Genomic DNA, 24,020 nt, shown 5'->3' with positions numbered 1-24,020 from the left:
CAGGTCTCAGACACTGACCTGGATCACGGTCCCGACATCGCCGGGCCTCCCTTCTCGTGACCACTCAAAACGTGCGACCTCATGTCGCAACCGAAGGTGTCCCCAAATCCGGTCCGATCCTCCCCGGAGGCCTATCGCCGTGATCGGCCGTCTTCCTCGGTCTCCGACAACCGGACCGGTCTGACGAGGCCTGATTCGTAGGCGTGGACGATGGCTTGAGCCCGGTCGCGCAGACCGAGCTTGGCCAGCACCCGGGTGACGTGGGTCTTGACCGTGTGCTCGGTGACCACGAATTCGACAGCGATCTCGGCGTTGGACAGGCCGCGCGCGAGCAGGCGCAGGACTTCCAGCTCACGCGCGGTCAGCCCGTCATAGGGGCGGGGCGCGGGCGGGCGGGTCTTGGTGAACTCGGCGATCAGCCTGCGGGTGATGCTGGGCGCGAGCAGGGCGTCACCGCGGGCCACGACCCGTACGGCGGTTGTCAGTTCGGTCGCCGTCACGTCTTTCAGCAGGAATCCCGACGCTCCTGCGGCCAGCGCGTCGTATACGTAGGAGTCCAGATCGAACGTCGTGATCATGATGGCCCGTGTCGGGCCCGAGGCGGCGATCCTGCGTGCCGCCTCGATTCCGTTCAGCCTCGGCATCCGGATGTCCATGAGCACGACGTCCGGACTCGTCTCCCGTACCAGGCGCACCGCCTCCAGGCCGTCGGCCGCGGCCCCCACCACGGTCAGGTCTGGCGCGGTGGACAGGATGGCGGTGAACCCCCGCCGTACGGTGTGCTGGTCGTCCGCGACCACCACGCTGATGGACGCCGGTGACGCTGTCGGCGGAGTGCTCATTCGAATGGGAGCCCGGCCTGGACCAGGAAGCCGCCGGCCTCCGTGGGTTGGGCGGAGAACCAGCCGCCCAGGCTCAGCGCCCGCTCCCGCATGCCTATCACCCCATGGCCGCCGGCGCTGACAGGCGACTCGGGAACCCCCATCCGCGACGCCTCGCCCTGCGCCGCGTCGTTGACGACACGGATGGCCAGCAGGTCGGGCCGGTACGCCAACTCGATCGACACATGTGAACCCGGCGCGTGCGTACGAGCGTTGGCCAGGCACTCCTGGACGATCCGGTATGCCGATACGTCCACCGCCCGGGGCAGCGGTCTCTCCCCGCCAACCACGTCGAGGTGCACCTCCCCGCCGTCTTGCTCAATCAGATCGCCCAACTGAGCCAGCCGCGGTTGTGGCTCGGTCTCGGGCACGCTGGTGATGTCGGCGCGCAGCACTCCCAGCAGCCGCCGCATCTCGGTCAGTGTGCGGCGCGCTGTGGTGGCGATCTCCGCGAACTCCGCCTTGGAGGCGTCGCTGAGATCGGGCACGGTGTACGGTGCCGCCTCCGCCTGCACGGCGACCAGGGCGATCGAGTGCGCCACCACGTCGTGCATCTCCCGGGCGATCCTCCCTCGTTCGGCCGTCGCGGCCTGCTCGCGCTGGGCGGCGATGACGTGCTCGCCGCCGTCCTTCCGCACCTCCTTGAGTTCGGTACGGCTGCGCACGAGGTCGGCGATCAGCCCCAAACCGATCACCCCCGCGAGACCGGCGACCGTGACGAGAGACTCCTTGAAGATCACCCCGTTGAGATCGGCCACCATGAAAAGGGTGCCTTGCCCCATGGCGATCGCCAGCCCGAAGGCTCCCACGAGGATCCAGGCGACCCGTCGGTCGACCAGGCGCAGCAGCGTGTACAGCGTGAGAGCACCCGAACAGAACACCACAGGCGAGACGTATCCGAATCCCCGGACGAACATCAGGAGGGTGCCGAAAGTCGTCAGGATGACGGCGCCGGAGGTCGTCAGGATGACGCTCAGCCACGGCTGCCGCCGTCTGAACGTCTGCGGAGCGGTGGCCAGTAACCCGCCAATCACGACGACGAGGTCGAGGAGGGAGTTGTCGAGGTAGCGGTTGGCCAAGCTGTCGAACGTCACCAGAACGGCCAGCACGAACCCAATAGCGATGTCCTGTCGCGGTATGTCCCGCAGGGGTCGGAAATCGATCTTCGTGGGGAGCGAGAGGTGCATGCCGATCAGTGTGCTGGGTGCGCTCCTGCGAGCGCGTCACTCCTTCGTGTGATCTTTCCAAAGCCGGGCCACAGGAGGGATCCGAGTCGGTGAGCGGATTTTCCTGCAAGCAACTCGGGTTGACTAAAGCGAATTTAAGCAACTACAGTTGCTTGCATTCCCTTGTGATGCGCCCGGCCGATCGAACTGGAGCGGGGGGCGTGCACAAGATCCCCTGATCCGAGGACGACGAATGAAACGGGTAACTGCTGTGCTCGCCGCGCTGGCGGTGGGAGCCGGGGTGCTGACCGGGACCGGGACCTCCGGGGCCGAGGCCGCCCTGAGCCGCTTCCGCGAGCAGGACGTCGAGTGGAAAGCCTGCGGGGACGCCATGCTGGATCAGGCGGGCGCCCAATGCGCCGAGGTCACGGTGCCGCTGGACTACTCCAGACCGCAGGGCAGCACGATCGAGGTGGCGATCTCACGGCTCAAGGCGCCCGACACCGAGCACCGGCGCGGGATCATGCTGTCCAACCCCGGCGGGCCCGGCGGCGCGGGCCTGCACTTCATGCTCTACATCAAAGGGGCGATGGCCCCCGAGGTCACCTCCCGCTACGACCTGATCGGCATGGATCCGCGGGGTGTCGGGCGGAGTGCGGCAATCGACTGCGCGTGGCCCATCGGGCACATGCTCTGGTCGGCCGGGCTGGACAGGGCAGACTTCCGCGGCGCCGTACGGACTCAGGCCGATCTCGCGCGGCGGTGCGCGCGGAGGGAGGGCGACAGGCTCGCCCACATCACCACCCGCAACACCGCGCGGGACATGGACGTCGTCCGCGGCGCCCTGGGCGAGGCGAAGTTGTCCTATTTCGGCATGTCCTACGGCACCTACCTCGGTGCGGTCTTCGCCCAGATGTTCCCGCACCGCAGCGACCGGATCGTGCTGGACAGCGCGGTCGACCCGGCCGCGTACATGGCCGGGTCGATCAGGAACAGCGGGCCGTTCAACGAGGCCGCGCTCGACGAGTGGGCGAGCTGGACCGCGGCCCGCGACGCCGAGTACCACCTCGGCGCGACCAGGCGGCAGGTGCGGGCCCTGGTCGAGAGCCTGATCAGACGGTCGGCCAGATCGCCGATCCGGATCGGCGAGCACCTCCTCGACGAGCGCTTCCTGCCCATGACGCTGTTCACGCTGCTGCCCGACGCCCGCTACAACGCCCACCTGGCCGGACGGGTGCGGCTGATCGCCGACGCGGCCGACGGCAAGCCGGTCCAGCCCAGCAAGGACTTTGACGACGAACTGCGCTTCACGCTGACGGGCCGGCCGCGGGACCTGTCCAGTCAGGCGGCCGTGATCTGCGGCGACGCCGTGGTGCCGCGTGATCCGGAGTGGTACTGGCGCAACATCCGGCGCAGCCGGGCCGGCCAGCCGGTGTTCGGGCCGTACGCGAACAACATCACGGCGTGCGCGTTCTGGGCGCCGCCGCGCGAACCCAGGACCGTCGTGCGCAACCACATCCCCGCGCTGATCGTCCAGGCCACCCGCGACACCCGCACCGTCTACCAGGAAGGCGTGGCGCTGCACCGGGTGATGTCCGCCTCCCGCCTGGTGACCCTCCAGGACGTACGCATGCACGGCATCTTCGGCCGCCTGCCCAACGCCTGTGTGGACAACGCGGTGAACACCTACTTCCGCGACGGCTCCCTGCCCGCCGCCGACATCACCTGCCACGCCGACTGAACGTCGCATCGCACCCGTGCAAGCCAGACGGCGTGTCCTCAACCCGGTGAACCTATGTGGTCACCGCACCTACCGGCGGGCGGACAGTCTGATTTCGTCGATGACTAGCAGCAGCGTTTGCGGGTCAGTTTGGACAGCGCTCCGGGCGGATGCAGTCGTGAAATGTCGGTGGCTGCAGACTCTCTGGGCGCGAGCGACTCCCCCAACTCGGTTCAACCTCACCCCTCGCCATATCGCTCAGGTGGCGCGGACGGTCGCCATCACGTACGGCCAGGCGGCAGCGCCAAGCGCCGTGTTGGCCTCCGGGGTCCCGCCGTGGTCGAACTTGGTGGACGGGGACGGTACCGCCTCTCCTGGGAAGACGACCCGATGGCCCGCGTCGGCCCGGGTGATGAGCACCGCCTCCCGCCCAGCCGCGGAGCGCCGGGCCGCGAGTTCGCGGGCGAAGCGCAGGGACGGCCACATCCGGTCGGCGCCGCCCGCGATCAGTACCAGATCGGCGCTGGCCTTCTCCACCGGGATGGCGGCGGCGGGCAACCGGTCCGCGTGTATCGCGAGGCTGCGCTCGTACCAACTGCGCACAGAGACCGGCGCGCCTTCCTGATCCGTCGGCGTCCAGGACTCGTCGTAGGGGACAAAGGGCAGCGGCTGCCCCTGCCAGGTCCAACTGGAGCCGTGAGGGTGGTGCCGACCGTCGCCACCCGGCCCGACATTGGCCCAGGTGACAGACGTCGGGGCAAGCGCGATCACGGCGTCGGCGCAGTCGGTGAGGGCGGACACGAGCAGCACCGCCTCGGCGCTCTTGGAGTTACCGAGGATGCTGACGCGCCTCGCGCCACACTCGCGCAGCAGTCCGGTCGCAGCGACGAAGGTCTCCAGCGGAACCTCGCAGATACCAGGCATCTGCCCGGGTCCGCCGAACCACCGAACCGACACCGCGGTCACGCCAGCACGAGCGAAGAGTCGACACCGCTCACGCTCGATCCGGCCGCTGGATCCGGAAAGCACAAGCACACCCGCACCGCTGCTACCCGCAGCCGGTTCGGCGAGGAAGCCCTCCCAAGGCTCGGTCAGCTCATGCTCGACGATCGCAGCGACCATGCCGCCAACCTACTGGAGGGCAGCTCGCCACCTCCGATACGAGTGCACCAGCGCCCCCTCTCACCCTGCGGGCACACTCATCTCCCACCGCAAGCCCAAGAGCCCTGCTACTTCTCAGCGACATCGCTTTCCGCTCAAAACGATCGCTGTCGGAACTGACCGACAGAGCTGTCGCTACTCGCCTACGTAACCAGCCGTGCGCAGTCCCGCACGGCGGCGTACTGTCACGGTCATGACGCACCCAGGCGAGACGGGTCCCCCGCTGGGCGAGGCCGTCAGCCCGGTGACCGCGCTGGCCGGCGCCTGCGAGCGCTTCGCCACCCACGTGCAACTGCTGGCCGACCAGCTCGCCGCAGCACAGCTGAGCCCAGACGACATCGAGCAGGTTCAGGCCGCCGTGCACCGGGCCGTCAACGCGGCAGTGCTGACGACGGGCCTGCGGCGCGTACCCCGCACGGCCTAAGCGGGAGGAGCCCGAACACCTATCCGCTGGGCGAAGCGGCCTCCGCCCTGTCTGGTCGAGATGTACGAGGCGACTCGTGCCGCAACCGTTCGTCCACGCAACCTCGCAACGTCCTCGGCCGCATCAACCCTGAGGTCACTTCGCCACCGCCAAGTTTCGAGCTGACGAGCTTTTGCATTGCTCGTATCAGCCTTTATGTCAACTCGCCCGGGAAGCTCCCGGATACGCAGGGTCGCTTTGGGCCTGCTGGCCCGGTTCTTACCGATACCCCGAATTCCACCTGTACCAGCGGCCGACCGTCGCCGAAGTCGTGATCGCGCAGCACACCCGTTTCCGTGAAGCCGCACTTGCTGTAGAAACGCCGAGACTGCGGAGTGTCGCGCAGCGTCCACAGGTGGACCTGGTCGAAGCCGTCCTTCTTGAGCTGTGCCAGCGTGGCGGTCATGAGGGCCCTGGCGGCGCCGGTGCCCCAGCCGTCCGGGTGAGCGTAGAAGCTGTGGATCTCCGCCATCCCGGTCTTCGTCTGGGAGGCGCCGAAGTACGACAAGGCCAGCGGGCGCCCGTCGCCCCTCGCCAGCATGATTGTGTCCTTAGCCTGGACGATGCGCTCGCGCCACTGAGTACGGCGGCGCTGTACCGCCTGCTCGGCGAAGCCCGGCGCGAAGAACGGGGCGTAGGCGACCTTCCAGGCCTCCGCGTGGATCTCACCCAGAACGTCCCCGTCGTCGGCTGCGGCCTGCGCAATGGTGAAGATCACCATGTCACTCTAGCCAGATGCGCACACCTCTGATCATCGACACCCCAACCTGCGACGCCGCCCGCGCCCGCGGTCAGCGCTTGGGCCGCCCGCCCGCGCTCACTCCCGAGCAGGTCCGCCACGCCCGCGACCTGCTCACCCAGCCGGACAACACCGTCGCCTCCATCGCCCGACTGCTCGGCGTCAGCCGCTCCACGCTGTACAGCACGTGCCGGAGCTGTCGGAGGGCCGGACCGCGCTGCCGTCGAGCTGAAACCGGCTGACGACCGATCGACGCCGTATCCGACTGATCCCGACACCCCCGTCGAGGGCTCAACCCCGGTCAAGCCCTGCCTTGGGGCTGGGGACACCTTCGGAGCGGAGGGTCTTCTTGCCGTGGTGGGGCGCCCTGAAGGGCATGGAGTGGTGGACGTCGTCGGTGTATAGCGCCGTGATGGCGTCGTGGTGGGTCCAGCCGTGTTGCCAGGTGTCGGCGAATCGACGGGCGGCTGCTCGGGTGTCCATGGGGTTCACGGGTGGGTGTGATCAGCGGTAGGGGCGGGTGGCGGTGACGGCCGTGATGGGGAGCGGGCCGTACAGGTGGGGGAAGGCTTCGGTGGCGCCGGGTGGGGTTTCGAGGCGGATGTCGAGGCCGGTGGGGTCGATTTCGAGGACGATGAGGGGTTCGCGGACGTCGCTGTAGTAGCGGTGGGCGACGCCGTGGAGTTGGGTGTCGGTGGCGCAGCAGTGGATGTAGCCCTCTTGCTGGAGGGTGCGGCCGAGGGTGGAGATGAGGTACTCCCCTGTGCCTCGGGCGTGCTGCCAGTCGTCGGCGAGGGCCAGGTGCAGGATCATCGCAGGGCCTCCAGGGCGCGGTCGACGTCGTCGGCGGTGGTGTAGAGGTGGAAGGAGGCGCGCAGGTTTCCGGCGCGTGCGGCGGTGCGGACGCCTGCGGTGGTCAGGCGCTGGGCGGCGTCGGGGGTGGTGGGGACGGAGACGATGGCGCTGTCGGAGGGTGGCAGGCCGAGGCCGGTGCGGAAGCGGTTGGCCAGGGTGATGTTGTGGTGGGCGATGGCGGGGGCGCCGATCTGGTTGATGAGTTCGAGGGCGGGTGCGGCGCCGACGTAGGAGAACCAGGCGGGTGACTGGTCGAAGGCGCGGGCGTCTTCGGCGAGGCGCAGGGGTGGGCCGTAGAAGGAGCCGCCCGGGTCGGCTCCGGCGTACCAGTTGGCGGCGGTGGGGCGCATGCGGGTGCGCAGGTGGGGTGAGAGGTAGCCGAAGGCGGCGCCTCGAGGGGCCATGAGCCATTTGTAGGCGGCGCAGACGAGGGCGTCGATGCCGTCGAGGGTGATGGGCAGCCAGCCGCAGGCTTGGCTGGCGTCGACGATGACGAGGGTGTCGTGCGCGCGGGCGGCGGTGATGATGTCGGCGAGTGGGGCGAGTTGGCCGGTGGCCGATTGGACGAGGCTGAAGGCGACGGCGGTGGTGTCGGGGGTGATGGCGTCGGCGAGGTGGTCCGGGGGTGCGGTGTGGAGGTCGGCTGCGGTGGCCCAGGGGAAGAGGTTGCTGGTGAATTCGATGTCGGGGGTCAGGACGCGGGCGGTCGGGGGTAGGGCGGTGGCGATCTGGCCGATGATCGCTGAGGCGGTGGCGCTGATGGTGATGTCGGTGGGGTCGGCGCCGATGAGGTGGGCGAAGGCGGTGCGGGAGCGGGTGACGGAGGTGTCCCAGGGGCGCCAGTCGGTGTGGCCGTGGCGCCAGTCGGTGAGGGCGGCCTGGAGTTCGTCGTAGGCGGGGCGGGGTGGCAGGCCGTAGGTGGCGGTGTTGAGCCAGCCGGGTTCGGGGTCCCAGAGTTTCTGTGCCTCGGCGAGGTTCATGGTTGTCAGCTTAGGAGGGCGTGGTGGTCTGCCATCGGGATGGCAGACCGGGTGGGGTCAGGGGCGGGTCCACTCGTCGGCGAGCATGGCGTAGATGACTTCGTCGGTCCATTCGCCCTTGACGAGTTCGTTCTGGCGCAGGTGGGCTTCGCGGCGCATGCCGAGGCGTTGCAGGACGTTGGCGGAGGCGGTGTTGCGGCCGTCGAGGCGGCCGACGATGCGGTGCAGGCCGAGGCCGTCGAAGCCGAGGCGGAGCATTTCGCGGGTGGCTTCGGTGGCGTAGCCGTGGCCGTGGTGGGCGGGGTTGAAGATGTAGCCGATCTCGCCGCCGCGGTGTTGTTCGCTGGTCCAGAGGAGGGCGGACTCGCCGATGAGTTCGCCGCTTTCCCGCAGGGTGACGGCGGCGGCGATGCTGTCGCCTTCCTTCTCCAGGCTCACTCGTTGGATCTTCTTGTCGAGGTGGTCGCGGGTGGCCTGCAGGTCGTGTGGTTCCCAGTAGAGGTGGCGGGCGACTTCGGGGAGCCGGTGGTAGGCGTGCAGGGCGTCGAGGTCGTCGGGGGTGAAGGGGCGCAGGATCAGGCGGTCGGTGGTGATCGGGTAGGTGGGCTTGAGCATGGGCGCATTTTAGGGATGGGTTTGGGGTGGGTCGAAGGGTTTTGTGGCGTGAGTGAGCAGGGTGCGGGCTTGGGTCAGGCTGTCGGGGCGGTCTTCTACGACGTGTTCGAGCCAGAGGGCTGACAGGGTGGCGTAGGCGAGCCGTACCTGGGGGTGGCGGGGTGGCAGGGCGAGGGTGTCGGCGACGATGGTGAGGCAGCCGTCGCTCCAGGTGCGGGCGATCTGCTGGAGGGTGGGGTGGCGTCCGGCGTGGACGTAGAGCTCCCACAGGCCGAGTTGGCGCAGGCGTTCGTGGGGCTGCAGGTGGTCCAGGCAGCCGGGCAGGCCGTGGGTGGTGACGGCGTGGCGCAGGGTGGTGAGTTCGTCGTGGACCAGGAGGGTGAAGGCTTCGGCCAGGAGTTGGTCGCGGGAGGCGAAGTAGTAGGTGGTGGCGGCCAGGGGCAGGTCGGCGCGGTGGGCGGTGGCGCGGTGGGTGACGGCGGCGAAGCCGCCTTCGGTGAGCAGGTGTACGGCGGCGCGGAGCAGGGCGGTGCGTCGGCGTTGGCCGCGTGGTTGGGTGGCGGGGGTCAGTGGGTGCCGCCGGCGAGGTTGAGGACGACGACGCCGCCGATGATGAGCAGGATGCCGCTGATTTTGGCGAGGTTGAGGGTTTCGCCGAGGAAGGCGGCGCCGATGAGGGCGATGGCGGCGGTGCCGGCGCCGGACCAGACGGCGTAGGCGGTGCCGACGTCGAGGTGGGTTTTGAGTACTTGGCCGAGGAGGAAGAAGGAGACGAGGTAGCCGGCGGCGACGACGGTGCTCCAGCCGGGGTGGGTGAAGCCGTTGCTGAGTTTGAGTGCCGAGGTGGCGAGGACCTCGGTGGCGATGGCGGCGGACAGGAGTAGCCAGCCCATGGGGGGTGCCTCCAAAGTGGTACGGGTGTGCCACTTTACTGGGTCCGCTTGAAAGGTGTGTCGAATGCGTGTTCCACTGGGCGCTGTGGGTTGGGACGCGCTTCCGTTGGTGGAGGCCGCAGACGACCGCCCGGCGATCGAGCGGCGCTCGGTGCTGCGGGGTGGTTTCTACGAGACGCAGGCCCGCACGCTGATCGAGAGGGTGCCGGCCGGTGCGGGTCTGGCCGAGCGGTGGGCGGTGAGTCCGTACCGTGGGTGCGCGCATGCCTGTCGTGGGTGTGGCGCCCGGGGTGGGCATCGCAGGTTGGGGCTGGACGCGGGGCGTGATTTCGACACGCGGGTGGTGGTCAAGGCCAACGCGCCGGCCAGGTTGCGCGCGGAGCTGGCGCGCTGGGGTGGTGAGCCGCTGGCGCTGGGTTTGGGCGGGGACTGCTATCAGGACGCCGAGGCCACCTATGCGCTGATGCCCGCGCTGATCGGCGCGCTGGCGGAGGCGGGGGTGGCGTTCACCGTGTACACCAAGAGTTCGCTGGTGCTGCGGGACGCGGCGTTGCTGGCCGGGTCCGGCGGGCAGGTGGCGGTGTCGGTGGCGTTCGTGGACGAGCGGGTGCGCCGGGCGGTCGAGCCAGGTGCGCCGAGTGTGCAGCGGCGGCTGGAGCTGGTCGCGGCGCTGGTGGAGCAGGGGGTGGTGTGCCGGGTGTTGATGGCTCCGGTGTTGCCGCTGCTGACCGATTCGGCTGAGCAGTTGGCCGCCACGGTGCGGCGGGTGGCGGGGGCGGGGGCTTCGGTGGTGGAGCCGATCGTGTTGCGGCTGCCGCCTGGCACGCGGGAGTGGTATCTGTCGTGGCTGGCGGAGGCGCATCCGGCGTTGGTGGATCGCTACGCGGAGCTGTATGACCGTGCGGGGTTGCCCGCCTCCGGTTACGAGGCGCGTATCACGGCGCAGATCGGCGAGCTGGCCAGGGTGTACGGCATGCGTGCGGGTCCGGTGGAGCATCCGGCGGCGGCGGAGGCTCGTTTTCCGCAGCTCACGTTGCTGTGATTATTTCGTTCGACTCTTGTTGATCCGGGTCGCTAGCGTGCGGGGCATGGACGTCATCGACATCGAGCGGTTCATGGCTGAGGGGTTCGTCAAGATCGAGGCGGCGGTGCCGCGTGAGGTCGGCGACCAGGCCAGGGAGTTGCTGTGGCGGCAGATCGGCCTGTCCCCCGAGGATCCTTCCGGGTGGCGTGAGCCGGTGGTGTGGGCGATGGGTGACGGGCGTGGCCCGTTCGGTGAGATCGTCGGCAGTGCCCGGGTGCGCGCCGCGCTGGATCAGCTCGCGGGGCCGGGCGGGTGGGTGCCGCGCGAGAGTGTGGGCATGGTGCCGATCCGTTTCCCGAATGTGGCTCCGGCCGATGATCGGGGCTGGCACATCGACTCCAGTGTGGCTCAGCCGGATGGGAGCTGGGCGGCTAGCGGGCGGCCGGAGACGCTGCTGATGCTGATCTTGTTCTCGGTGGTGGGGCCGGATGACGCGCCGACGCGGATTCGGGTGGGGTCGCATCGGGACGCGGCGGTGGCGATGGCGGGTAAGGTGCTCGATCCGTTCGAGGCGGGTCCGCTGGTGGACGCGGCCAGTGAGGGCAGGCCGGTGGCGTATGCGACGGGGTTGCCCGGGGATGTGTTCCTGCTGCATCCGTTCACGGTGCACGCCGCTGACGAGCATCGTGGGAGTGAGCCGCGGTTCATGGCTCAGCAGCCGGTGTTCTTGACTGAGCCGCTGGATGTGGCGGGGGCGTCGGTGCTGGCGAGAGCCGTACAGGGTCGGGTCATATGATCACTTGATGGATGTGCGGTTGGGTGGGCTTGGGGATGTCGCGGCGGTGCTGGGGATGTTCGACAGTGCTGTGGCGTGGCTGGTGGCGCAGGGGCGTCCCGGGCAGTGGGGCAGTGAGCCGTTCACGGGGAATCCGAGGCGGGTCGAGCAGGTGCGTGAGTGGGCGGCCGGGGGCGGGATGCGGATCGCCGAGATCGACGGGGAGCCTGCCGGGTGCCTGGTGGTGGGTGCGGCGATGCCGTATGTCGAGCCCGCTTCCGAGCCTGAGCTGTATGTGCGGGTGCTGGTGATCGATCAGCGTTTCGCGGGGCGTGGGGTGGGGCGGGCGCTGCTGGAGGTGGCGGTGGGCGAGGCGGCCGCGTCGGGGGTGGATCTGGTGCGGGTGGACTGTTACGCCGGGGATGACGGGCGGCTGGTGGGCTTCTACGAGAGCTGCGGTTTCCGCCGGGCCGAGACGTTCCGTGTCGGTGAGTGGCCGGGGCAGGTGCTGGAGCGGCGCGTGGGGACCTGAGAGGCTGCGGGTATGGGCATGGTGGGGACGGTCGGGCTGGTGCTGCATCCCAAGCGTGACTCCAGGGTGGCGATCGACACCATCGTGCGGTGGGCCGCGGGGCGGGGTGTGACGGTCGCGGGGTTGCGGGAGGAGGTCGGGCGGATCGACTGCAGCGCCGTGGCGGTTGACGCCGGCACGCTGGTACGGCAGGCCGATCTGCTGGTGAGCCTGGGCGGTGACGGCACCATGTTGCGGACGATGCGGTTGATCGCGGGGCGTTCGACGCCGGTGCTCGGGGTGAATCTGGGGAAGCTGGGGTTTCTGGCGGAGATCGATGTGGCCGAGCTGCCCGCCACGTTGTCGGCCATCGACGCTCATCGTTACAGCGTGGAGCCGCGTCTGGCGGTGCGGTGCGAGTTGGGTGGGGCGCGGGTGACGGCGTTCAACGACATCGCGCTGGTGCGTATCCCCGGGGAGGGGATGGCGGCGGTGACGGTCTCCCCCGCCGGGCAGCCGTTCGTGAGCTATGCGGCGGATGCGGTGATCGTGGCGACGTCGACGGGGTCGACCGCCTACAGTTTCTCGGCCGGTGGGCCGGTCGTCTCGCCTCGGGTGGAGGCGGTGCTGGTGGTGCCTGCGGCGGCGCATTCCTCGTTCAACCGGGCGCTGGTGTTGCCGGCCGATGAGGAGGTGACGTTGCAGGTGTTGCCGGCCAGTGGGCGGCTGGCGGTGGAGGTGGACGGGGTGGTGGCGGGGCATCTGGTGGCCGGGGATCGGCTGACGGTGAGTGCGGTGCCGGGGGCGGCCAAGGTGGTGCGGCTGGGGACGACGTTCTATGAGCGTGCCCGGCGTAAGTTGCGTGTCGACGGCAGTGCGGAGCTCGGCTGAGGCTAGGTGTCGAAGTGGAGGGCTTCGAGCCGGTCGGCGGCGGGGCGGTCGAGGACGCGGGCGCTGGCCGCGGGGGTGGGGTCGCCGTTGTTGACCTGGGTGAGCAGGGCCTGCCAGCGGCGGTGGTGGCGGGCGAAGGTGTGCGGGGTGACGATTCTGCCTCTGGCGTGCTGGCCGGCGACGGCTTGGGCCGGTGGTACGTCGAGCAGGAGCAGGTGCAGGGTGGTGCGGTGGTGGCGGGCCAGGTGGGCGAAGCCGTACAGGATGGGGGTGGCGCAGCCGCGGTTGTGGGCGACGACCGCGTGGCCGGCTTGGAGGGCGCGGCGGATGCGCCATAGGTGGGTGGCGAAGACGATGGCGCCGCGCAGGGGTTTGGGGGCGTGGCGCAGGCGGGTGGCCCAGTGCAGGCGGGACTGGTGGGAGTCGATGACGACGACGGCGGGGCCTGCGGTGACGGGGGCGGTTTCGGTGCCGGCGAGGTTGTAGAGGCGTTGCAGGAGGGTGGTTTTGCCGGCGCCGGGCAGGCCGGTGAGGATCACCAGTGAGCCTGGTGGGTAGCGCAGGGTTTCGGCGGCGCCTTGGGCGGCCGGCACACTGGCGGTCACTGCGGGCCTCTTTCCTCCTGGCGTGCCTCCGCCTGGGAGGTTCGCGGGCCAGCATATGCGTTTTCGCGGCTTGGCTTGGTGGGGGCCTTGCGCTGGTGTGGCTGGCGTTGTGGTCGCGTTCAGTGGTCGCCGGTGGTCTGGAGGTGTCGGGCGAGGGCGAACCAGGTGCCGGCGGCGAGGCATACCGAGGCTGACAGGAGGTCTGGAGCGGGTTCGGGCCGGTGGGGTGTCGGTGATGTGTGCCTGGGCTGCGCAGGGCCTGGGGATTTCGCTCCTGCCCGAGTTCGTGGTGTCGGCGTCGTTGAGGTCCGGGACGCTGGCCAGGCTTGGCCTGTTCGCCCCGGATCTGAGTCTGCGGCTGGTGTGGCGCGGAGACCGGGAGGATCTGCCCGGGCTGCGCGATGTCCTTTATGCCGCGAGCGAGCTGAGGTGGGACTCGGGCAGGAGTTCGGCGGGTTAGAGGGCGCTGCCCTGCTTCCACTTGGCGAAGGACAGCTGCCAGTAGCTCCAGCCGTTGTTCCACTCGACTTCGCGGTCGGTGCCCTTGATGTCGACGACGTCGCCGCGCTGGACGTTGTCGTAGAACCATTTGGCCTGGTCGGGGCGGGCGTTGATGCAGCCGTGGCTGACGTTGCGGACGCCTTGGGCCCAGACGTTGTCCTTGGCGTGGACGTACTCGCCGGAGTTGGAGAAGCGCACCGCGTGGTTGATCATGACGTCGTAGTAGCCGGGGTCGCCCTTCTTGCGGCCCGGTGAGATCATCCGCTCGGGGTTGGCCTTGCCCATGGTGAGGTGGATGCCGGAGGTGGTGGTGTACTCGCGGGTGGTGGCCATGCCGGCGCTGATCTTCATGGTTTGCACGAGCTTGCCGTCGCGGCGGACGTGCATGATGTGCTTGCGGGTGTCGATGGTGCTGATCTGGCGGGCGCCGATGCGCAGGACGGTCTTGTAGTCCTTGACGCCGTAGGTTTCCTTGCCTGCCTTGACGCCGTTGAGGCGGGCGGTGAAGGTGACCTTCTGGTGGGCGGGCCAGTACTTGGCGGTGCGGTAGATGACCTGGGTGTCGGTGATCCAGCGCCAGGCGCCCGGGACGGGCTTTTGGGCCTCGACCTCCAGGGCGCTCTCGACGGCGGCCTTGTCGCCGACCGGGTTGGTGAAGGTCACGATGATCGGCGCCCCCACGCCGATCTTCTCGCCCTTCGCGTTCGGGGTCACGTCGGCGATGGCCAGTTCGACCTCGGGCTTCAGCGTCCTGAAGGAGCTGTCGGCGGTGGTCTGTCCGGCTTTGGCGGACACCTTGTAGGCGGCTGAGGGCTTGAGCGGCCCCTTGGACACCCACTTGGTCCTGGCTTCGTCGAACTCGCCGTCGACGTTCGTGCCGCCGCTTTGGACGACGACCTCGTCCAGGGCGCCTCCCTGGGCCGTCACGACGATCTTCTTGTCGGGGCGGACCTTCGAGCTGCCCTTGGCGGGGCTGATCTTGATGGTCGGCTGGGGGGTGGCGGTCGTGGTCTCGGCCGCGGCGGTTCCCGAGCCGCCGGCGGTGGCGGCTGGGCCGCTCGAGCACGAGGCCGACAACGTGGCCGCGGCGATGATCGCCACGCCCGCGGTGGGCTTCCTCCAACCGGACGCAATACTCAACACAGACGACTCCCCCATAGCAGCAAACAGCACCCAAAACTTTAGTGGTCCTGTCCTTTAGACGCCGCATCATATGGGAGAGTTCGGTCACATTTAGGTCACCCCTTGGAGTCAACCGCAGGTCAACTGCCGGTCAAGGGTCATGATCAGGTAACGGCCGGGTCTCTCGGCCGGTCATGAAGATCGGTCAGCCGGCGGTCAGGCGGTGGGTGAGGCTGGTGTGGCGCCGCCCGGCTCCCCTGGTGCGTACGGCCTGGGCCAGCGCCCGGCGCGAGCCGACGATGACGACGAGCCTCTTGGCCCTGGTGATCGCGGTGTAGAGCAGGTTGCGCTGCAGCATCATCCAGGCGCTGGTGGCCAGCGGGATCACCACGGCGGGGTACTCGCTGCCCTGGGAGCGGTGGATCGAGACGGCGTAGGCGTGGGCGAGTTCGTCGAGTTCGTCGAAGGCGTACTCGACGCTCTCGTCCTCGTCGGTGAGCACGGTCAGCTTGTGATCGTCGGGCCGGATGTCGGTGACGATGCCGACGGTGCCGTTGAACACCCCGGCCGCGCCCTTGTCGTAGTTGTTGCGCAGCTGGGTGACCTTGTCGCCGACGCGGAAGACGCGCCCGCCGTAGCGGCGCTCGGGCATGCCCTCGCGGGCGGGGGTGAGCGCCTCCTGCAGGGCGGCGTTCAGGGCGCCGGCGCCGGCCGCGCCGCGGTGCATGGGGGCCAGCACCTGGATGTCGCGGCGGGGGTTCAGGCCGAACTTGCGCGGGATGCGGCCGGCCACCACGTCGACGGTGAGCGCGGCGATCTCCTCCGGCTCCTCGCACGGGAACAGGAAGAAGTCCTTCATGCCCTCCAGGGCGGGGTGCAGGCCGGTGTTGACGCGGTGGGCGTTGACCACCACGCCCGACTCCTGGGCCTGGCGGAAGATCTGGGTCAGCCGTACCCGGGGGATGTCGGGGGCGGCCAGCAGGTCGCGCAGCACCTCGCCGGCGCCGACGGAGGGAAGTTGGTCGACGTCGCCGACGAACAGCAGGTGGGCGCCGGGCGCGACGGCCTTGACGAGTTTGTTGGCCAGCAGCAGGTCGAGCATGGAGGCCTCGTCGACGACCAGCAGGTCGGCCTCCAGGGGGTTGTCGCGGTCGAAGGTGGCCTCGCCGCCGGGGCGCAGTTGCAGCAGGCGGTGCACGGTGGTGGCCTCGTGGCCGGTCAGCTCGGACAGGCGTTTGGCGGCGCGGCCGGTGGGGGCGGCCAGGACGACCTTGGCGCGTTTGGCGCGGGCCAGGGCGACGACTGAGCGGACGGTGAAGCTCTTGCCGCAGCCGGGGCCGCCGGTCAGCACGGCGACCTTCTCGGTCAGTGCGAGCCGGACGGCCTGGCGTTGCTCGGCGGCCAGTTCGGTGCCGGTCTGCCGGTGCAGCCACTGCTCGGCCTTGGCCCAGTCGACGTCGGCGAAGGCGCTCAGCCGGTCGCGGCCGGTGTGCAGCAGGGCCCGTAGGGAGGAGGCGAGGGACAGTTCGGCGCGGTGGAAGGGCAGCAGGTAGACGGCGGGCACCACGTTGTCGCCGGCGGGCACGTCCTCGCGTACCACGCCCTGCTCGGCGACCAGTTCCTCCAGGCAGGTGGCGACCAGTTCGGCGGGCACCTGCAGGATCTTGACCGCGTCGCCGACGAGGTTGGGGGCGGGCAGGTAGCAGTGGCCGTCGTCGGCGGCCTGCGACAGGGTGTAGCGCAGGCCCGCCTTGACGCGCTCGGGGCTGTCGTGCGGGATGCCGACGGCCTGGGCGATGGTGTCGGCGGTCTTGAAGCCGATCCCCCACACGTCGTCGGCCAGCTGGTACGGCCTGCCGCGCACGACCGAGATGGAGGCCTCGCCGTACTGCTTGAAGATGCGCACCGCGATCGAGGTGGACACGCCCACCCCCTGCAGGAAGATCATCACCTCTTTGATGATCTTCTGTTCCTCCCAGGCGACGGCGATCAGCTTGGTGCGCTTGGGGCCGAGCCCGGGCACCTCCACCAGCCGCTCCGGCGCGCTCTCGATGATCTCCAGGGTGGCGGTGCCGAAGTGGGCGACGATCCTTTCGGCCATCTTCGGGCCGATCCCCTTGATCAGGCCCGACCCCAGGTAGCGCTGGATGCCGGCGATCGTGGCCGGCAGCACCGTGGCGTACGACCACACCTCGAACTGCTTGCCGTAGCGCGGATGGGAGGTCCAGCGGCCGCTCAGCCGCAGCGACTCGCCGACCTGCGCCCCCAGCAGCGGCCCGACCACCGTCAGCAGCTCGTCGCCGGAGCGGTCGGTGGCCACTCGGGCGATGGTGTAGCCGGTCTCCTCGTTGGCGTAGGTGACGCGCTCCAGCACCGCCTCCAGCACGCTCGCGGGGGGGCGCTCGGAAGACATGCGAGGTATTGTGCCACCCCCTTCACGGCGGCCTGCGGACGCGATATGAATCGGGATCAAGAGGCTCCTGGGGAAGAGCCGGACATCTGACGGGGAGAGACCTCTCATGACCGTTCGCGTACTCATCGAAGCCGTCGCCTTACCCGGTCTGAGCGCCGGGGAACTGGCCGAGCTGGCCGCCGCCAGCCCCGAGGCCGCCGCCCATCTCGGCTCGCCGGCCGCCTCGGCCCTGCTCGCGTCCGGCGTGCGCGGCCTGGGCCACGACCCGGGCGAGGACGCGCCCTTCACCGCCACCGTCTTCGACCCGGCCACCAACCGCGCCGTGGAGCTGTCGGGCCGCCTGGACGCCCCGCACGAGCTGCGGGTACGCCCCAGCGAGCGCCGCCCCACCCCGCGCGGGCAGGAACTGGCCGAGGCCGCCGACATCCTGCGCGCCGAGGCCGGGTTCCCGCACGGCGACGGCGTGATCGTCTACCAGCCGATGCCGCCGCTGGCCGATGTGGAACTGCCCGACGGCACCACGGTGCGCCGCCCCACGCTGGGCATCTACGACCCCTCCGGCGGGCCGCGCCACCACATCGTCGCCGTCGACCCGGTCTCGCGCACCGTCGACTGGCAGCCCAAGGGTGTGGCCCACCCCACCGACCAGGACTGCGAGCACCACCTGCCGGCCCCCGTCGGCCCGCTGGCCAACCCCGGCGGCCCCCACCAGGTGCGGGTGCGCGTCCTGGACGGCGACACCGAGCTGTGGGACCTCATCGTGGTGCGGCCGCGCGACTCCCAGCCCGCCGGCGACGCCTCCGGCGTGGAACTGCTCAACGTCCGCCACCGCGGCCGGCTGGTGCTGCGCCAGGCGCACGTGCCGGTGCTGAACGTGCTGTACGCCCACGGCGACACCTTCCGCGACTGGATGTGGGAGGAGACCCGCTTCACCGCCCACGGCAGCGACCCGGTCGGGCGCGGCTGGCGGCTGTGCGACAAGGACCCGCGCACCATCTTGGAGCGGCCCGACAACGACGCCGGTAACTTCCAGGGGGTGGCCTTCTTCCACGACGGCGCCGAGCTGCGCATCGTCAGCGAGACCCAGGCCGGCTGGTACCGCTACGTCTCCGAGTGGCGCCTGGCCGACGACGGCACCGTCAAGCCGCGTTTCGGGTTCGCCGGCACCAAGGACCCGATGACGTGCATGCGTCACAACCATCATGTGTACTGGCGTTTCGACTTCGACATCGGCGGCTCGGCCAACGACGTCGTCGAGCAGGTCGACGACCTCGGCGGCATCGTCCCCGAGAACGTGCCCATCGTCAGGGAGACCTCCCGCAGGCGCAAGGGCCGCGCCCGCGCCTGGGACGTGCTCGACAAGAACACCCGCAAGGGTGTGCGCATCGTGCCCGGCGAGCACGACGGCACCGCCGACGCCTTCGGCGTGGCCGATCTGTGGATCCTCCGCCACCACCCCGGCGAGTTGCACGAGGGCGGTTCCATGGGCGGCAAGCGCGACACCATGGCCCATCTCAACCGCTTCCTCAACGACGAGAACGTCGACGGCGCCAACGTCGTCGTCTGGTACGCGGGCCACTTCCTGCACGACGAGCTGGCCCCCGAGGATCACCAGGGCCACATGGTCGGGCCCGACCTCGTGCCGCTGTAGCCTCTTGTGGCATGAGCGAGGTGGGTGAGTCCGCCGCCAGGGCGTTGCTGCGCAGGCTGGCCGTGGAGCAGGCAGAGAGCAGGGTGCCGTCGCTGAGCGCGGCGGTCGTGCGCGACGGCAGGATGGTGTGGTACGGCGGGCGCGGCCAGGTCGACGGCGGCGCCCCCACCCCTGAGACGCAGTACCGGCTGGGGTCCATCACCAAGTCCATGGTCGCCGTCGTGGTCATGCGGCTGCGCGACGAGGGCGCGCTGAGCCTGCTCGACCCGGTCGGCAAGCACCTGCAGGGCACCCCGTTCGGCGAGGCCACCATCGCCCAGTTGCTCTCGCACACTGCCGGGCTGACCGCCGAGCCGCCCACCGCGTGGTGGGAGCGTACGCCCGGGGTCCCGGCCGAGGAGCTGATCGGTCTGCTCGGCCCCGAGACCTCCCGCCACCGTCAGGGGCGGATGTTCCACTACTCCAACCTGGGCTACGCCATGCTCGGCGAGATCGTGGCGCGTCATCGCGGCACCGACTGGCTGCAGGCGCTGCAGTCGGAGGTGCTGGCGCCGCTCGGCATGGACGACACCACGCCGCGGCCGCGGGCCCCGCACGCCACCGGCTACGCCGTACACCCGTGGGCGGATGTGCTGCTGCGCGAGCCCGAGCACGACGCGCAGGCGATGGCGCCGGCCGGGCAGCTGTGGTCCACGCCCGCCGATTTGGCGCGCTGGGCGGCTTTCGTCGGCGGTGACACCGGCGAGGTGCTGCACCCCGACACGCTGGCGGAGATGCGTGAGCCGGCCATCGTCGAGGACGGTGACGCCTGGAGCGGCGGCTACGGGCTGGGCCTGCAGTTGCTGCGCGCCGGCGGGCGCCGCCTGGCCGGGCACACCGGGTCCATGCCCGGCTTCCTGGCCACCGTGTGGGCCGATCCGGCCGAGCGGCTCGGGGTGCTGTTCATGGCCAACACCACCTCCGGGGTGCGCGGCACGCTGCTGACCGACCTGCTGGCCATCATGGCCGAGCACGAGCCGCGCCTGCCGGAGGAGTGGCGGCCCGTGCACGCGGACGCGGACCTGCTGGCGCTGACCGGGCTGTGGCACTGGGGGCCGACGCCGTACACGCTGCGGGTGCTGCCCGATCGCGGCCTGTCGCTGACGCCGGTGCGCGGCACCGGGCGCGCCTCCCGGTTCGTGCCGCAGGAGGACGGTACGTGGCTCGGGCTGGACGGCTACTACACGGGCGAGACGCTGCGGGTGGCCGCCGACCACCTCGACCTCAACACCTTCATCTTCACCCGTGAGCCCTACGACCCGCAGGCGCCGGTCCCCGGCGGCGTCGGCGAGTGGAGCGCCTGAGCCGACTCCCGGGCGAGGGCCCGGCGGGGCCCTCGCCTATCGGTGAGGTCACGGATCCGGCGGCTAGGTCGTACGGCGGGCGGTGAACGCGCCGTTGTGCAGGAGCTGGGCGCGGCCGTTCGGGCAGGTGAAGGCGATGTCCCAGTTGTGGTGGCCCGTGATGGCGTTGTCGGCGGGCAGGAAACGGTCGCCGCCCAGCGGCAGGAGCGCCGTGGTGAGCGGCTCCTCCCCCTCGGCGCGGTAGCCGACGGTCAGGTTCCCGGAGTCGGCCGTCACGGTGTAGTCGATGCCGTGGGCCTCGAAGCGGCCGGTGTAGCGGCGCGGGTCGATCTTCACGTGCGGGTCGGGTTCGGGGCGGCGCGGCTTGGCGATGCCGAAGTGGGCGGGGAACAGCGCGTCGAAGACGGCGTCGGCGAACGGGTAGCCGCGCGCGGGCGTGTTGACGACGACCGCGACGACCACGTCGCGCTCGGGGACCCAGAGCAGCGTGGAGGACCCGGCGAGGTTGGTGCCGCTGTGCCCGAAGACGTCCACGCCGTCCCAGCGCTTGAGGTACGGCCCGACGCACCAGGAGTCCGCGAACCAGCGGGCCGGCACGTCCACCTGGGGTGTCTGCATCTCGGCCACCGCGGCTTCCGGCAGGACCCGGGTGCCGTCCTCGGCGACTCCGCGGCGCAGGAACAGCCGGCCGAAGCGGACCAGGTCGCCCGCGGTCGAGGCGAGCGTCGAGCCCGCGGGCCCCGCGCCGCGTGAGAACGTCCAGCGCGGGACGACCTCGCCGGTGTCCGGCTGGTGCCCGACCGCCACCCGGTGGAAGGGCAGTTCCTCCGGCAGGCTGACCGAGTTGGACAGTCCCGCGGGCTTCAGCAGCCGCTCGCGCAGGGCGTCGTCCCAGCACAGCCCGGTCAGGCGCTCCACGAGGAGGCCGGAGAGGTTGGTCGAGGCGTTGGAGTAGCCGTAGGCGGTGCCCGGCCGGAAGATCATCGGCAGGTCGGCGAGGAGTTCGGCGTAGGCGGCCACGCAGTCGTCGCCCCGGCCGGTGTCGGCGTAGGGCCCGTTGTCGATGCCGCTGGTCATCGCCATCAGGTGGCGGGGCGTCACGGTGCGGGTGGACTCCTCGTCGCCGAGGCGGAGCTCGGGAAGGTGGTCGGCCACCGGCCGGTCGATGTCGAGGAGCCCTTCGCCGGCCAGTTGCATGACCAGTGCGGCGGTGTGCACCTTGGTGGTGGAGCCGATCTGGATGAGTGTGCCGGTGGTCATCTCGGTGCCGAGGCGGGCGTTGGCCAGGCCGGTGGCGGCCTCGGCGAACTCCTCGCCGCGCGCCAGCGCGATCTGGGCGCCGGTGATCCCGAGTTCGGCCGCCAGTTCGTCGGCGATCTGCTGGAGTTGGGTACGCATGTCAGGGTCCTTCCGTCAGCCCATGAGCGTTTCGAGGAGTTCGGCGGTGAGCGGGATGTCGGCCAGCCGGTAGCCGGTCGGGGGGTTCGCGCCCATCAGGTGGCGTACCAGGTAGTCCCAGCGGCGCCGGGTCACGTAGTGGCCGAAGCCGATGAAGGAGTGCTCGGCGCCGGGGACGATGAGCAGGTCGAAGTCCTTGTTCGCGGCGATCAGCCGGTCGACGAGCCGCATCGTCAGGTGCGGTGTGACGTTGTCGTCCATCTCGCCGTGGATCAGCAGCAGCTTGCCTTCGAGCCTGTCGGCGATCTCGGTGTTGGCCGAGCGGGTGTAGACGTCGGCGTCCACGGGGCCGTCGTAGCTCTCCGCCCAGAGCGCGTGGTAGAGGCGCTGGTCGTGGTTGCCGCACTCCGAGACTCCGACTCGGTAGAAGTCGGGGAAGTCGCACAGCGCGCGCACGGTGGCGAAGCCGCCGCCGGACATCCCGAAGATCCCCACCCGGTCGAGATCCAGCCACAGCCTCGTCCCGGCGAGCTGCCTGATGGCGGCGACGTGGTCGGCGAGGCTCCCGGCGTCGCCGAGCCGGCCGTAGGAGGCGTCGTGGAAGGCCTTGCCGCGCCCCGGGGTGCCGCGCCCGTCGACCACGACCACGGCGAAGCCGAGCGCGGCGGTCGCCTCGGCCTCGTGGCCGTAGCTGCCGGCGTCGAAGCAGGCGTGGACGCGGTTCGTCTGCGGGCCGGGATAGGGGTGATCCACCACGGCGTACCGCTGGCCTGGGTCGAATCCGGCTGGTTTGTACAGCAGGCCGTGGATCTCGGTCTCGCCGTCGGCGGCGATGGCCGTGAACTCCTCCGGCGGGCGCCAGCCGGTGGCCAGGAGCCGGGTGATGTCCGCCCGCTCCAGCTCGACCAGCACGTTTCCGTCCCAGTCGCGCACGGTGGTCACCGGCGCGGTGCTCACCGTGGAGGCCGAGTCGACGAAGTAGGCAGTGTTGTCCGGCACCTGGACCGCGTGGTCGAGGTCGTCGCCGCTGATCCTGGCGAACCCGGTGCCGTCCAGCCCGACCCGGCAGACCTGGCGGCGGTAGGGGGCGCCGGGGACCAGGCCGGTGGCCACGAAGACCACCGTGCGGGCGGCCTCGTCGACGCGCAGGATCTCCTGGACGCCCCAGGGGCCGGAGGTGAGCTGCCTGGGTGGGGTGCCCGCCTCGCCGTACAGGTAGAGGTGTCCCCAGCCGTCGCGCTGCGAGTACCAGATCACCTCGCCTGTGCCGTCGAGCACCCGCACGATGGGTTTCTGGTAGATGCGCTGGGCCGGTTCGACCCTGGTCGGGCCCGACTCCTCGACGAGCGTGCGCACCTCGCCGGTGGCGGGGTCGAGGCGGTTGAGCCGTAGGGTGCGCAGGTCGCGGGGCTGTTCGAGGAAGTAGACGGCCGAGCCGTCCGCCGCCCACCACACCCTGCCGAGTTGGATCGGCGACAGGTAGGGCATCAGGAGCGGCGGTGTGGTCGCGCGGACGGTGGCGCCGGTGGTGACGTCGATGACCATCAGTTCGGCGAGCGGGAGGCGTTCGTCGCCGGGCAGGGCGTAGCGCTGGGTGAACACTTCGGGTCGGCCGCCGCCGGGCGGTGCCGCCTCCACCAGCGGCATCACCTGGACCTCGCGCTGGTCGGTGCGGTGGGTGACGATCTTGGAGGAGCAGGGCGCCCAGGCCGCGGACGGCGGCATGTGCGCGATGCCGAGCCGCCGGAACAGGGTGAACGGCGTCGAGGCGTCCGGCGAGGCGCCATAGGCGTGGTCGGTCTCGCCGTCATCGGTGAGCCGCCTCCGCTCGCCGGTCAGCAGGTCACGCAGCCACAGGTCGTGGTCCTGGCGGAACACCGCCACCCGCTCGTCCGGTGAGCCGACGTCGAGGGGCCCGCGCGCGGGCGGATCGCTCCTCTCGCAGGTGTAGGTGTCCAGGCGGCAGCGCCAGTGCGTCTCGAAGGCGTCGAACTCCACCGCCGCGTCCGCCGGGGTGATCGCACGGAACGGCAGTTCGGCGGCGTCGACGGGCTCGCCCGCCGCCGCCGAGAGCGCCGCGGCCAGCCGCTCGTGATCGAAGGCCGCCTCACGGGTCCCGCGCTCGGGGTCGACGAGCACGAACTCGGCGCCCTGCCCGGTCTCCACCCGGTACCAGAAGCGCGTGCCTTGATCGATCCAGCGCGCCCGGACGGTGGCGCGCGGCGTCAGCTTGGAGCGGTACGGCGTGAGCAGCGACTCGGCCGCGGCGTAGGTCGCGTCGTCGAGTTCCATAACGTCCTCCCACGATAAGGT

The 24,020-nt window shown here is 70.3% G+C and carries 25 protein-coding genes; 10 read left to right on the top strand and 15 right to left on the bottom strand.

The annotated features are described in order from the left end of the window. Nucleotides 1-131: 131 nt before the first annotated feature. The gene (locus tag ABZ911_RS30325) at nucleotides 132-842 is read right to left on the bottom strand and encodes a response regulator transcription factor (RefSeq protein WP_358063361.1); all 711 of its coding nucleotides are present in this window, start codon (nucleotides 840-842) and stop codon (nucleotides 132-134) included. Beyond that, the gene (locus tag ABZ911_RS30320; protein WP_358063358.1) at nucleotides 839-1,990 is read right to left on the bottom strand and encodes a histidine kinase; all 1,152 of its coding nucleotides are present in this window, start codon (nucleotides 1,988-1,990) and stop codon (nucleotides 839-841) included. Before ABZ911_RS30320 ends, ABZ911_RS30325 begins: the two co-directional genes overlap by 4 nt. A gap of 310 nt (nucleotides 1,991-2,300) precedes the next feature. Here ABZ911_RS30320 and ABZ911_RS30315 point away from each other — a divergent pair, with 310 nt between their 5' ends. Then, nucleotides 2,301-3,788 (top strand): alpha/beta hydrolase, encoded by a 1,488-nt coding sequence (locus tag ABZ911_RS30315; RefSeq protein ID WP_358063355.1) that lies wholly within the window; start codon nucleotides 2,301-2,303, stop codon nucleotides 3,786-3,788. Between the two features lie 237 nt (nucleotides 3,789-4,025). On the opposite strand, the gene ABZ911_RS30310 is transcribed toward ABZ911_RS30315, so the two are convergent. Next, nucleotides 4,026-4,889, bottom strand: coding sequence for an acyl-CoA thioester hydrolase/BAAT C-terminal domain-containing protein (locus tag ABZ911_RS30310; protein ID WP_358063352.1), 864 nt, complete (start codon nucleotides 4,887-4,889; stop codon nucleotides 4,026-4,028). A gap of 232 nt (nucleotides 4,890-5,121) precedes the next feature. On the opposite strand from ABZ911_RS30310, the gene ABZ911_RS30305 reads away from it, so the two are divergent. Beyond that, nucleotides 5,122-5,352, top strand: coding sequence for a hypothetical protein (locus ABZ911_RS30305; RefSeq protein WP_358063350.1), 231 nt, complete (start codon nucleotides 5,122-5,124; stop codon nucleotides 5,350-5,352). A gap of 193 nt (nucleotides 5,353-5,545) precedes the next feature. On the opposite strand, the gene ABZ911_RS30300 is transcribed toward ABZ911_RS30305, so the two are convergent. Then, nucleotides 5,546-6,112: a GNAT family N-acetyltransferase gene (locus ABZ911_RS30300; RefSeq protein ID WP_358063347.1), complete on the bottom strand. Its 567-nt coding sequence runs from the start codon at nucleotides 6,110-6,112 to the stop codon at nucleotides 5,546-5,548. 14 nt (nucleotides 6,113-6,126) lie between these two features. Between ABZ911_RS30300 and ABZ911_RS30295 the strand changes: the two genes are divergently transcribed. Beyond that, nucleotides 6,127-6,372, top strand: coding sequence for a helix-turn-helix domain-containing protein (locus ABZ911_RS30295; RefSeq protein ID WP_358063344.1), 246 nt, complete (start codon nucleotides 6,127-6,129; stop codon nucleotides 6,370-6,372). Between the two features lie 49 nt (nucleotides 6,373-6,421). On the opposite strand, the gene ABZ911_RS30290 is transcribed toward ABZ911_RS30295, so the two are convergent. Genes ABZ911_RS30290 through ABZ911_RS30265 form a run of 6 tightly spaced genes read right to left on the bottom strand, consistent with a single transcriptional unit; the run spans nucleotide 6,422 to nucleotide 9,473 of the window. Next, the gene (locus ABZ911_RS30290; RefSeq protein WP_358063341.1) at nucleotides 6,422-6,613 is read right to left on the bottom strand and encodes a hypothetical protein; all 192 of its coding nucleotides are present in this window, start codon (nucleotides 6,611-6,613) and stop codon (nucleotides 6,422-6,424) included. 21 nt (nucleotides 6,614-6,634) lie between these two features. Continuing rightward, on the bottom strand, nucleotides 6,635-6,943 hold the full coding sequence (locus tag ABZ911_RS30285; protein WP_358063338.1) for a DUF952 domain-containing protein: 309 nt from the start codon (nucleotides 6,941-6,943) through the stop codon (nucleotides 6,635-6,637). Then, the gene (locus ABZ911_RS30280; protein ID WP_358063335.1) at nucleotides 6,940-7,965 is read right to left on the bottom strand and encodes an aminotransferase class V-fold PLP-dependent enzyme; all 1,026 of its coding nucleotides are present in this window, start codon (nucleotides 7,963-7,965) and stop codon (nucleotides 6,940-6,942) included. Before ABZ911_RS30280 ends, ABZ911_RS30285 begins: the two co-directional genes overlap by 4 nt. Nucleotides 7,966-8,022: 57 nt before the next feature. Further along, nucleotides 8,023-8,580, bottom strand: a complete 558-nt coding sequence (locus ABZ911_RS30275) for a GNAT family protein (protein WP_358063332.1) — start codon at nucleotides 8,578-8,580, stop codon at nucleotides 8,023-8,025. Nucleotides 8,581-8,589: 9 nt separating this feature from the next. Next, nucleotides 8,590-9,105, bottom strand: a complete 516-nt coding sequence (locus ABZ911_RS30270; RefSeq protein WP_358063388.1) for a TetR family transcriptional regulator — start codon at nucleotides 9,103-9,105, stop codon at nucleotides 8,590-8,592. 41 nt (nucleotides 9,106-9,146) lie between these two features. After that, nucleotides 9,147-9,473 carry a multidrug efflux SMR transporter gene (locus tag ABZ911_RS30265; protein WP_358063329.1) on the bottom strand — a complete coding sequence of 109 codons (327 nt, stop codon included), beginning with the start codon at nucleotides 9,471-9,473 and terminating at the stop codon, nucleotides 9,147-9,149. Nucleotides 9,474-9,537: 64 nt separating this feature from the next. Here ABZ911_RS30265 and ABZ911_RS30260 point away from each other — a divergent pair, with 64 nt between their 5' ends. The 4 genes from ABZ911_RS30260 to ABZ911_RS30245 are packed head-to-tail and all read left to right on the top strand — an operon-like array spanning nucleotide 9,538 to nucleotide 12,674. Further along, nucleotides 9,538-10,515 (top strand): radical SAM protein, encoded by a 978-nt coding sequence (locus tag ABZ911_RS30260; protein ID WP_358063326.1) that lies wholly within the window; start codon nucleotides 9,538-9,540, stop codon nucleotides 10,513-10,515. A gap of 46 nt (nucleotides 10,516-10,561) precedes the next feature. Beyond that, entirely contained in the window at nucleotides 10,562-11,293 is a 732-nt protein-coding gene (locus ABZ911_RS30255) for a phytanoyl-CoA dioxygenase family protein (protein ID WP_358063324.1), read from the top strand. A gap of 7 nt (nucleotides 11,294-11,300) precedes the next feature. Continuing rightward, nucleotides 11,301-11,804, top strand: a complete 504-nt coding sequence (locus ABZ911_RS30250) for a GNAT family N-acetyltransferase (protein WP_358063321.1) — start codon at nucleotides 11,301-11,303, stop codon at nucleotides 11,802-11,804. Nucleotides 11,805-11,816: 12 nt separating this feature from the next. Then, nucleotides 11,817-12,674, top strand: a complete 858-nt coding sequence (locus ABZ911_RS30245; RefSeq protein ID WP_358063318.1) for an NAD(+)/NADH kinase — start codon at nucleotides 11,817-11,819, stop codon at nucleotides 12,672-12,674. A 2-nt stretch (nucleotides 12,675-12,676) separates the two neighbouring features. On the opposite strand, the gene ABZ911_RS30240 is transcribed toward ABZ911_RS30245, so the two are convergent. Beyond that, on the bottom strand, nucleotides 12,677-13,279 hold the full coding sequence (locus ABZ911_RS30240) for an AAA family ATPase (protein WP_358063314.1): 603 nt from the start codon (nucleotides 13,277-13,279) through the stop codon (nucleotides 12,677-12,679). Between the two features lie 55 nt (nucleotides 13,280-13,334). On the opposite strand from ABZ911_RS30240, the gene ABZ911_RS30235 reads away from it, so the two are divergent. Beyond that, complete coding sequence (locus ABZ911_RS30235; protein WP_358063311.1) at nucleotides 13,335-13,739, top strand: LysR substrate-binding domain-containing protein; 405 nt, start codon at nucleotides 13,335-13,337, stop codon at nucleotides 13,737-13,739. Here the strand turns inward: ABZ911_RS30235 and ABZ911_RS30230 are convergent. Both ABZ911_RS30230 and ABZ911_RS30225 read right to left on the bottom strand, forming a co-directional pair. Next, entirely contained in the window at nucleotides 13,736-14,923 is a 1,188-nt protein-coding gene (locus tag ABZ911_RS30230; RefSeq protein ID WP_358063308.1) for an Ig-like domain-containing protein, read from the bottom strand. The two genes, ABZ911_RS30235 and ABZ911_RS30230, sit on opposite strands and share 4 nt — an antisense overlap. A gap of 184 nt (nucleotides 14,924-15,107) precedes the next feature. Beyond that, a complete protein-coding gene (locus ABZ911_RS30225; protein WP_358063305.1) occupies nucleotides 15,108-17,315 on the bottom strand; it encodes an ATP-dependent RecD-like DNA helicase in 2,208 nt (735 codons plus the stop codon). A gap of 106 nt (nucleotides 17,316-17,421) precedes the next feature. Between ABZ911_RS30225 and ABZ911_RS30220 the strand changes: the two genes are divergently transcribed. Together ABZ911_RS30220 and ABZ911_RS30215 are read left to right on the top strand one after the other, a co-directional pair. Beyond that, complete coding sequence (locus ABZ911_RS30220) at nucleotides 17,422-18,966, top strand: hypothetical protein (protein WP_358063303.1); 1,545 nt, start codon at nucleotides 17,422-17,424, stop codon at nucleotides 18,964-18,966. A gap of 11 nt (nucleotides 18,967-18,977) precedes the next feature. After that, complete coding sequence (locus tag ABZ911_RS30215; RefSeq protein WP_358063300.1) at nucleotides 18,978-20,309, top strand: serine hydrolase domain-containing protein; 1,332 nt, start codon at nucleotides 18,978-18,980, stop codon at nucleotides 20,307-20,309. Between the two features lie 63 nt (nucleotides 20,310-20,372). Here the strand turns inward: ABZ911_RS30215 and ABZ911_RS30210 are convergent, their stop codons facing one another. Both ABZ911_RS30210 and ABZ911_RS30205 read right to left on the bottom strand, forming a co-directional pair. Further along, nucleotides 20,373-21,707, bottom strand: coding sequence for a serine hydrolase domain-containing protein (locus ABZ911_RS30210; RefSeq protein WP_358063297.1), 1,335 nt, complete (start codon nucleotides 21,705-21,707; stop codon nucleotides 20,373-20,375). Nucleotides 21,708-21,722: 15 nt separating this feature from the next. Then, nucleotides 21,723-23,999: a DPP IV N-terminal domain-containing protein gene (locus tag ABZ911_RS30205; RefSeq protein ID WP_358063294.1), complete on the bottom strand. Its 2,277-nt coding sequence runs from the start codon at nucleotides 23,997-23,999 to the stop codon at nucleotides 21,723-21,725. Nucleotides 24,000-24,020: the final 21 nt, after the last annotated feature.

It is taken from the genome of Nonomuraea sp. NPDC046570 (genome assembly GCF_040645915.1).
Lineage (GTDB): Bacteria > Actinomycetota > Actinomycetes > Streptosporangiales > Streptosporangiaceae > Nonomuraea.
This window is presented reverse-complemented; position numbering and strand designations above follow the sequence as displayed.

What these genes read in the sequence shown, in the direction of transcription:
- ABZ911_RS30325 (WP_358063361.1), bottom strand. Translation starts at nt 842, where the DNA reads ATGAGCACTCCGCCGACAGCGTCACCGGCGTCCATCAGCGTGGTGGTC.
- ABZ911_RS30315 (WP_358063355.1), top strand. Translation starts at nt 2,301, where the DNA reads ATGAAACGGGTAACTGCTGTGCTCGCCGCGCTGGCGGTGGGAGCCGGG.
- ABZ911_RS30310 (WP_358063352.1), bottom strand. Translation starts at nt 4,889, where the DNA reads ATGGTCGCTGCGATCGTCGAGCATGAGCTGACCGAGCCTTGGGAGGGC.
- ABZ911_RS30305 (WP_358063350.1), top strand. Translation starts at nt 5,122, where the DNA reads ATGACGCACCCAGGCGAGACGGGTCCCCCGCTGGGCGAGGCCGTCAGC.
- ABZ911_RS30300 (WP_358063347.1), bottom strand. Translation starts at nt 6,112, where the DNA reads ATGGTGATCTTCACCATTGCGCAGGCCGCAGCCGACGACGGGGACGTT.
- ABZ911_RS30295 (WP_358063344.1), top strand. Translation starts at nt 6,127, where the DNA reads ATGCGCACACCTCTGATCATCGACACCCCAACCTGCGACGCCGCCCGC.
- ABZ911_RS30290 (WP_358063341.1), bottom strand. Translation starts at nt 6,613, where the DNA reads ATGGACACCCGAGCAGCCGCCCGTCGATTCGCCGACACCTGGCAACAC.
- ABZ911_RS30285 (WP_358063338.1), bottom strand. Translation starts at nt 6,943, where the DNA reads ATGATCCTGCACCTGGCCCTCGCCGACGACTGGCAGCACGCCCGAGGC.
- ABZ911_RS30280 (WP_358063335.1), bottom strand. Translation starts at nt 7,965, where the DNA reads ATGAACCTCGCCGAGGCACAGAAACTCTGGGACCCCGAACCCGGCTGG.
- ABZ911_RS30275 (WP_358063332.1), bottom strand. Translation starts at nt 8,580, where the DNA reads ATGCTCAAGCCCACCTACCCGATCACCACCGACCGCCTGATCCTGCGC.
- ABZ911_RS30265 (WP_358063329.1), bottom strand. Translation starts at nt 9,473, where the DNA reads ATGGGCTGGCTACTCCTGTCCGCCGCCATCGCCACCGAGGTCCTCGCC.
- ABZ911_RS30260 (WP_358063326.1), top strand. Translation starts at nt 9,538, where the DNA reads ATGCGTGTTCCACTGGGCGCTGTGGGTTGGGACGCGCTTCCGTTGGTG.
- ABZ911_RS30255 (WP_358063324.1), top strand. Translation starts at nt 10,562, where the DNA reads ATGGACGTCATCGACATCGAGCGGTTCATGGCTGAGGGGTTCGTCAAG.
- ABZ911_RS30250 (WP_358063321.1), top strand. Translation starts at nt 11,301, where the DNA reads ATGGATGTGCGGTTGGGTGGGCTTGGGGATGTCGCGGCGGTGCTGGGG.
- ABZ911_RS30245 (WP_358063318.1), top strand. Translation starts at nt 11,817, where the DNA reads ATGGGCATGGTGGGGACGGTCGGGCTGGTGCTGCATCCCAAGCGTGAC.
- ABZ911_RS30235 (WP_358063311.1), top strand. Translation starts at nt 13,335, where the DNA reads ATGCGTTTTCGCGGCTTGGCTTGGTGGGGGCCTTGCGCTGGTGTGGCT.
- ABZ911_RS30225 (WP_358063305.1), bottom strand. Translation starts at nt 17,315, where the DNA reads ATGTCTTCCGAGCGCCCCCCCGCGAGCGTGCTGGAGGCGGTGCTGGAG.
- ABZ911_RS30220 (WP_358063303.1), top strand. Translation starts at nt 17,422, where the DNA reads ATGACCGTTCGCGTACTCATCGAAGCCGTCGCCTTACCCGGTCTGAGC.
- ABZ911_RS30215 (WP_358063300.1), top strand. Translation starts at nt 18,978, where the DNA reads ATGAGCGAGGTGGGTGAGTCCGCCGCCAGGGCGTTGCTGCGCAGGCTG.
- ABZ911_RS30210 (WP_358063297.1), bottom strand. Translation starts at nt 21,707, where the DNA reads ATGCGTACCCAACTCCAGCAGATCGCCGACGAACTGGCGGCCGAACTC.
- ABZ911_RS30205 (WP_358063294.1), bottom strand. Translation starts at nt 23,999, where the DNA reads ATGGAACTCGACGACGCGACCTACGCCGCGGCCGAGTCGCTGCTCACG.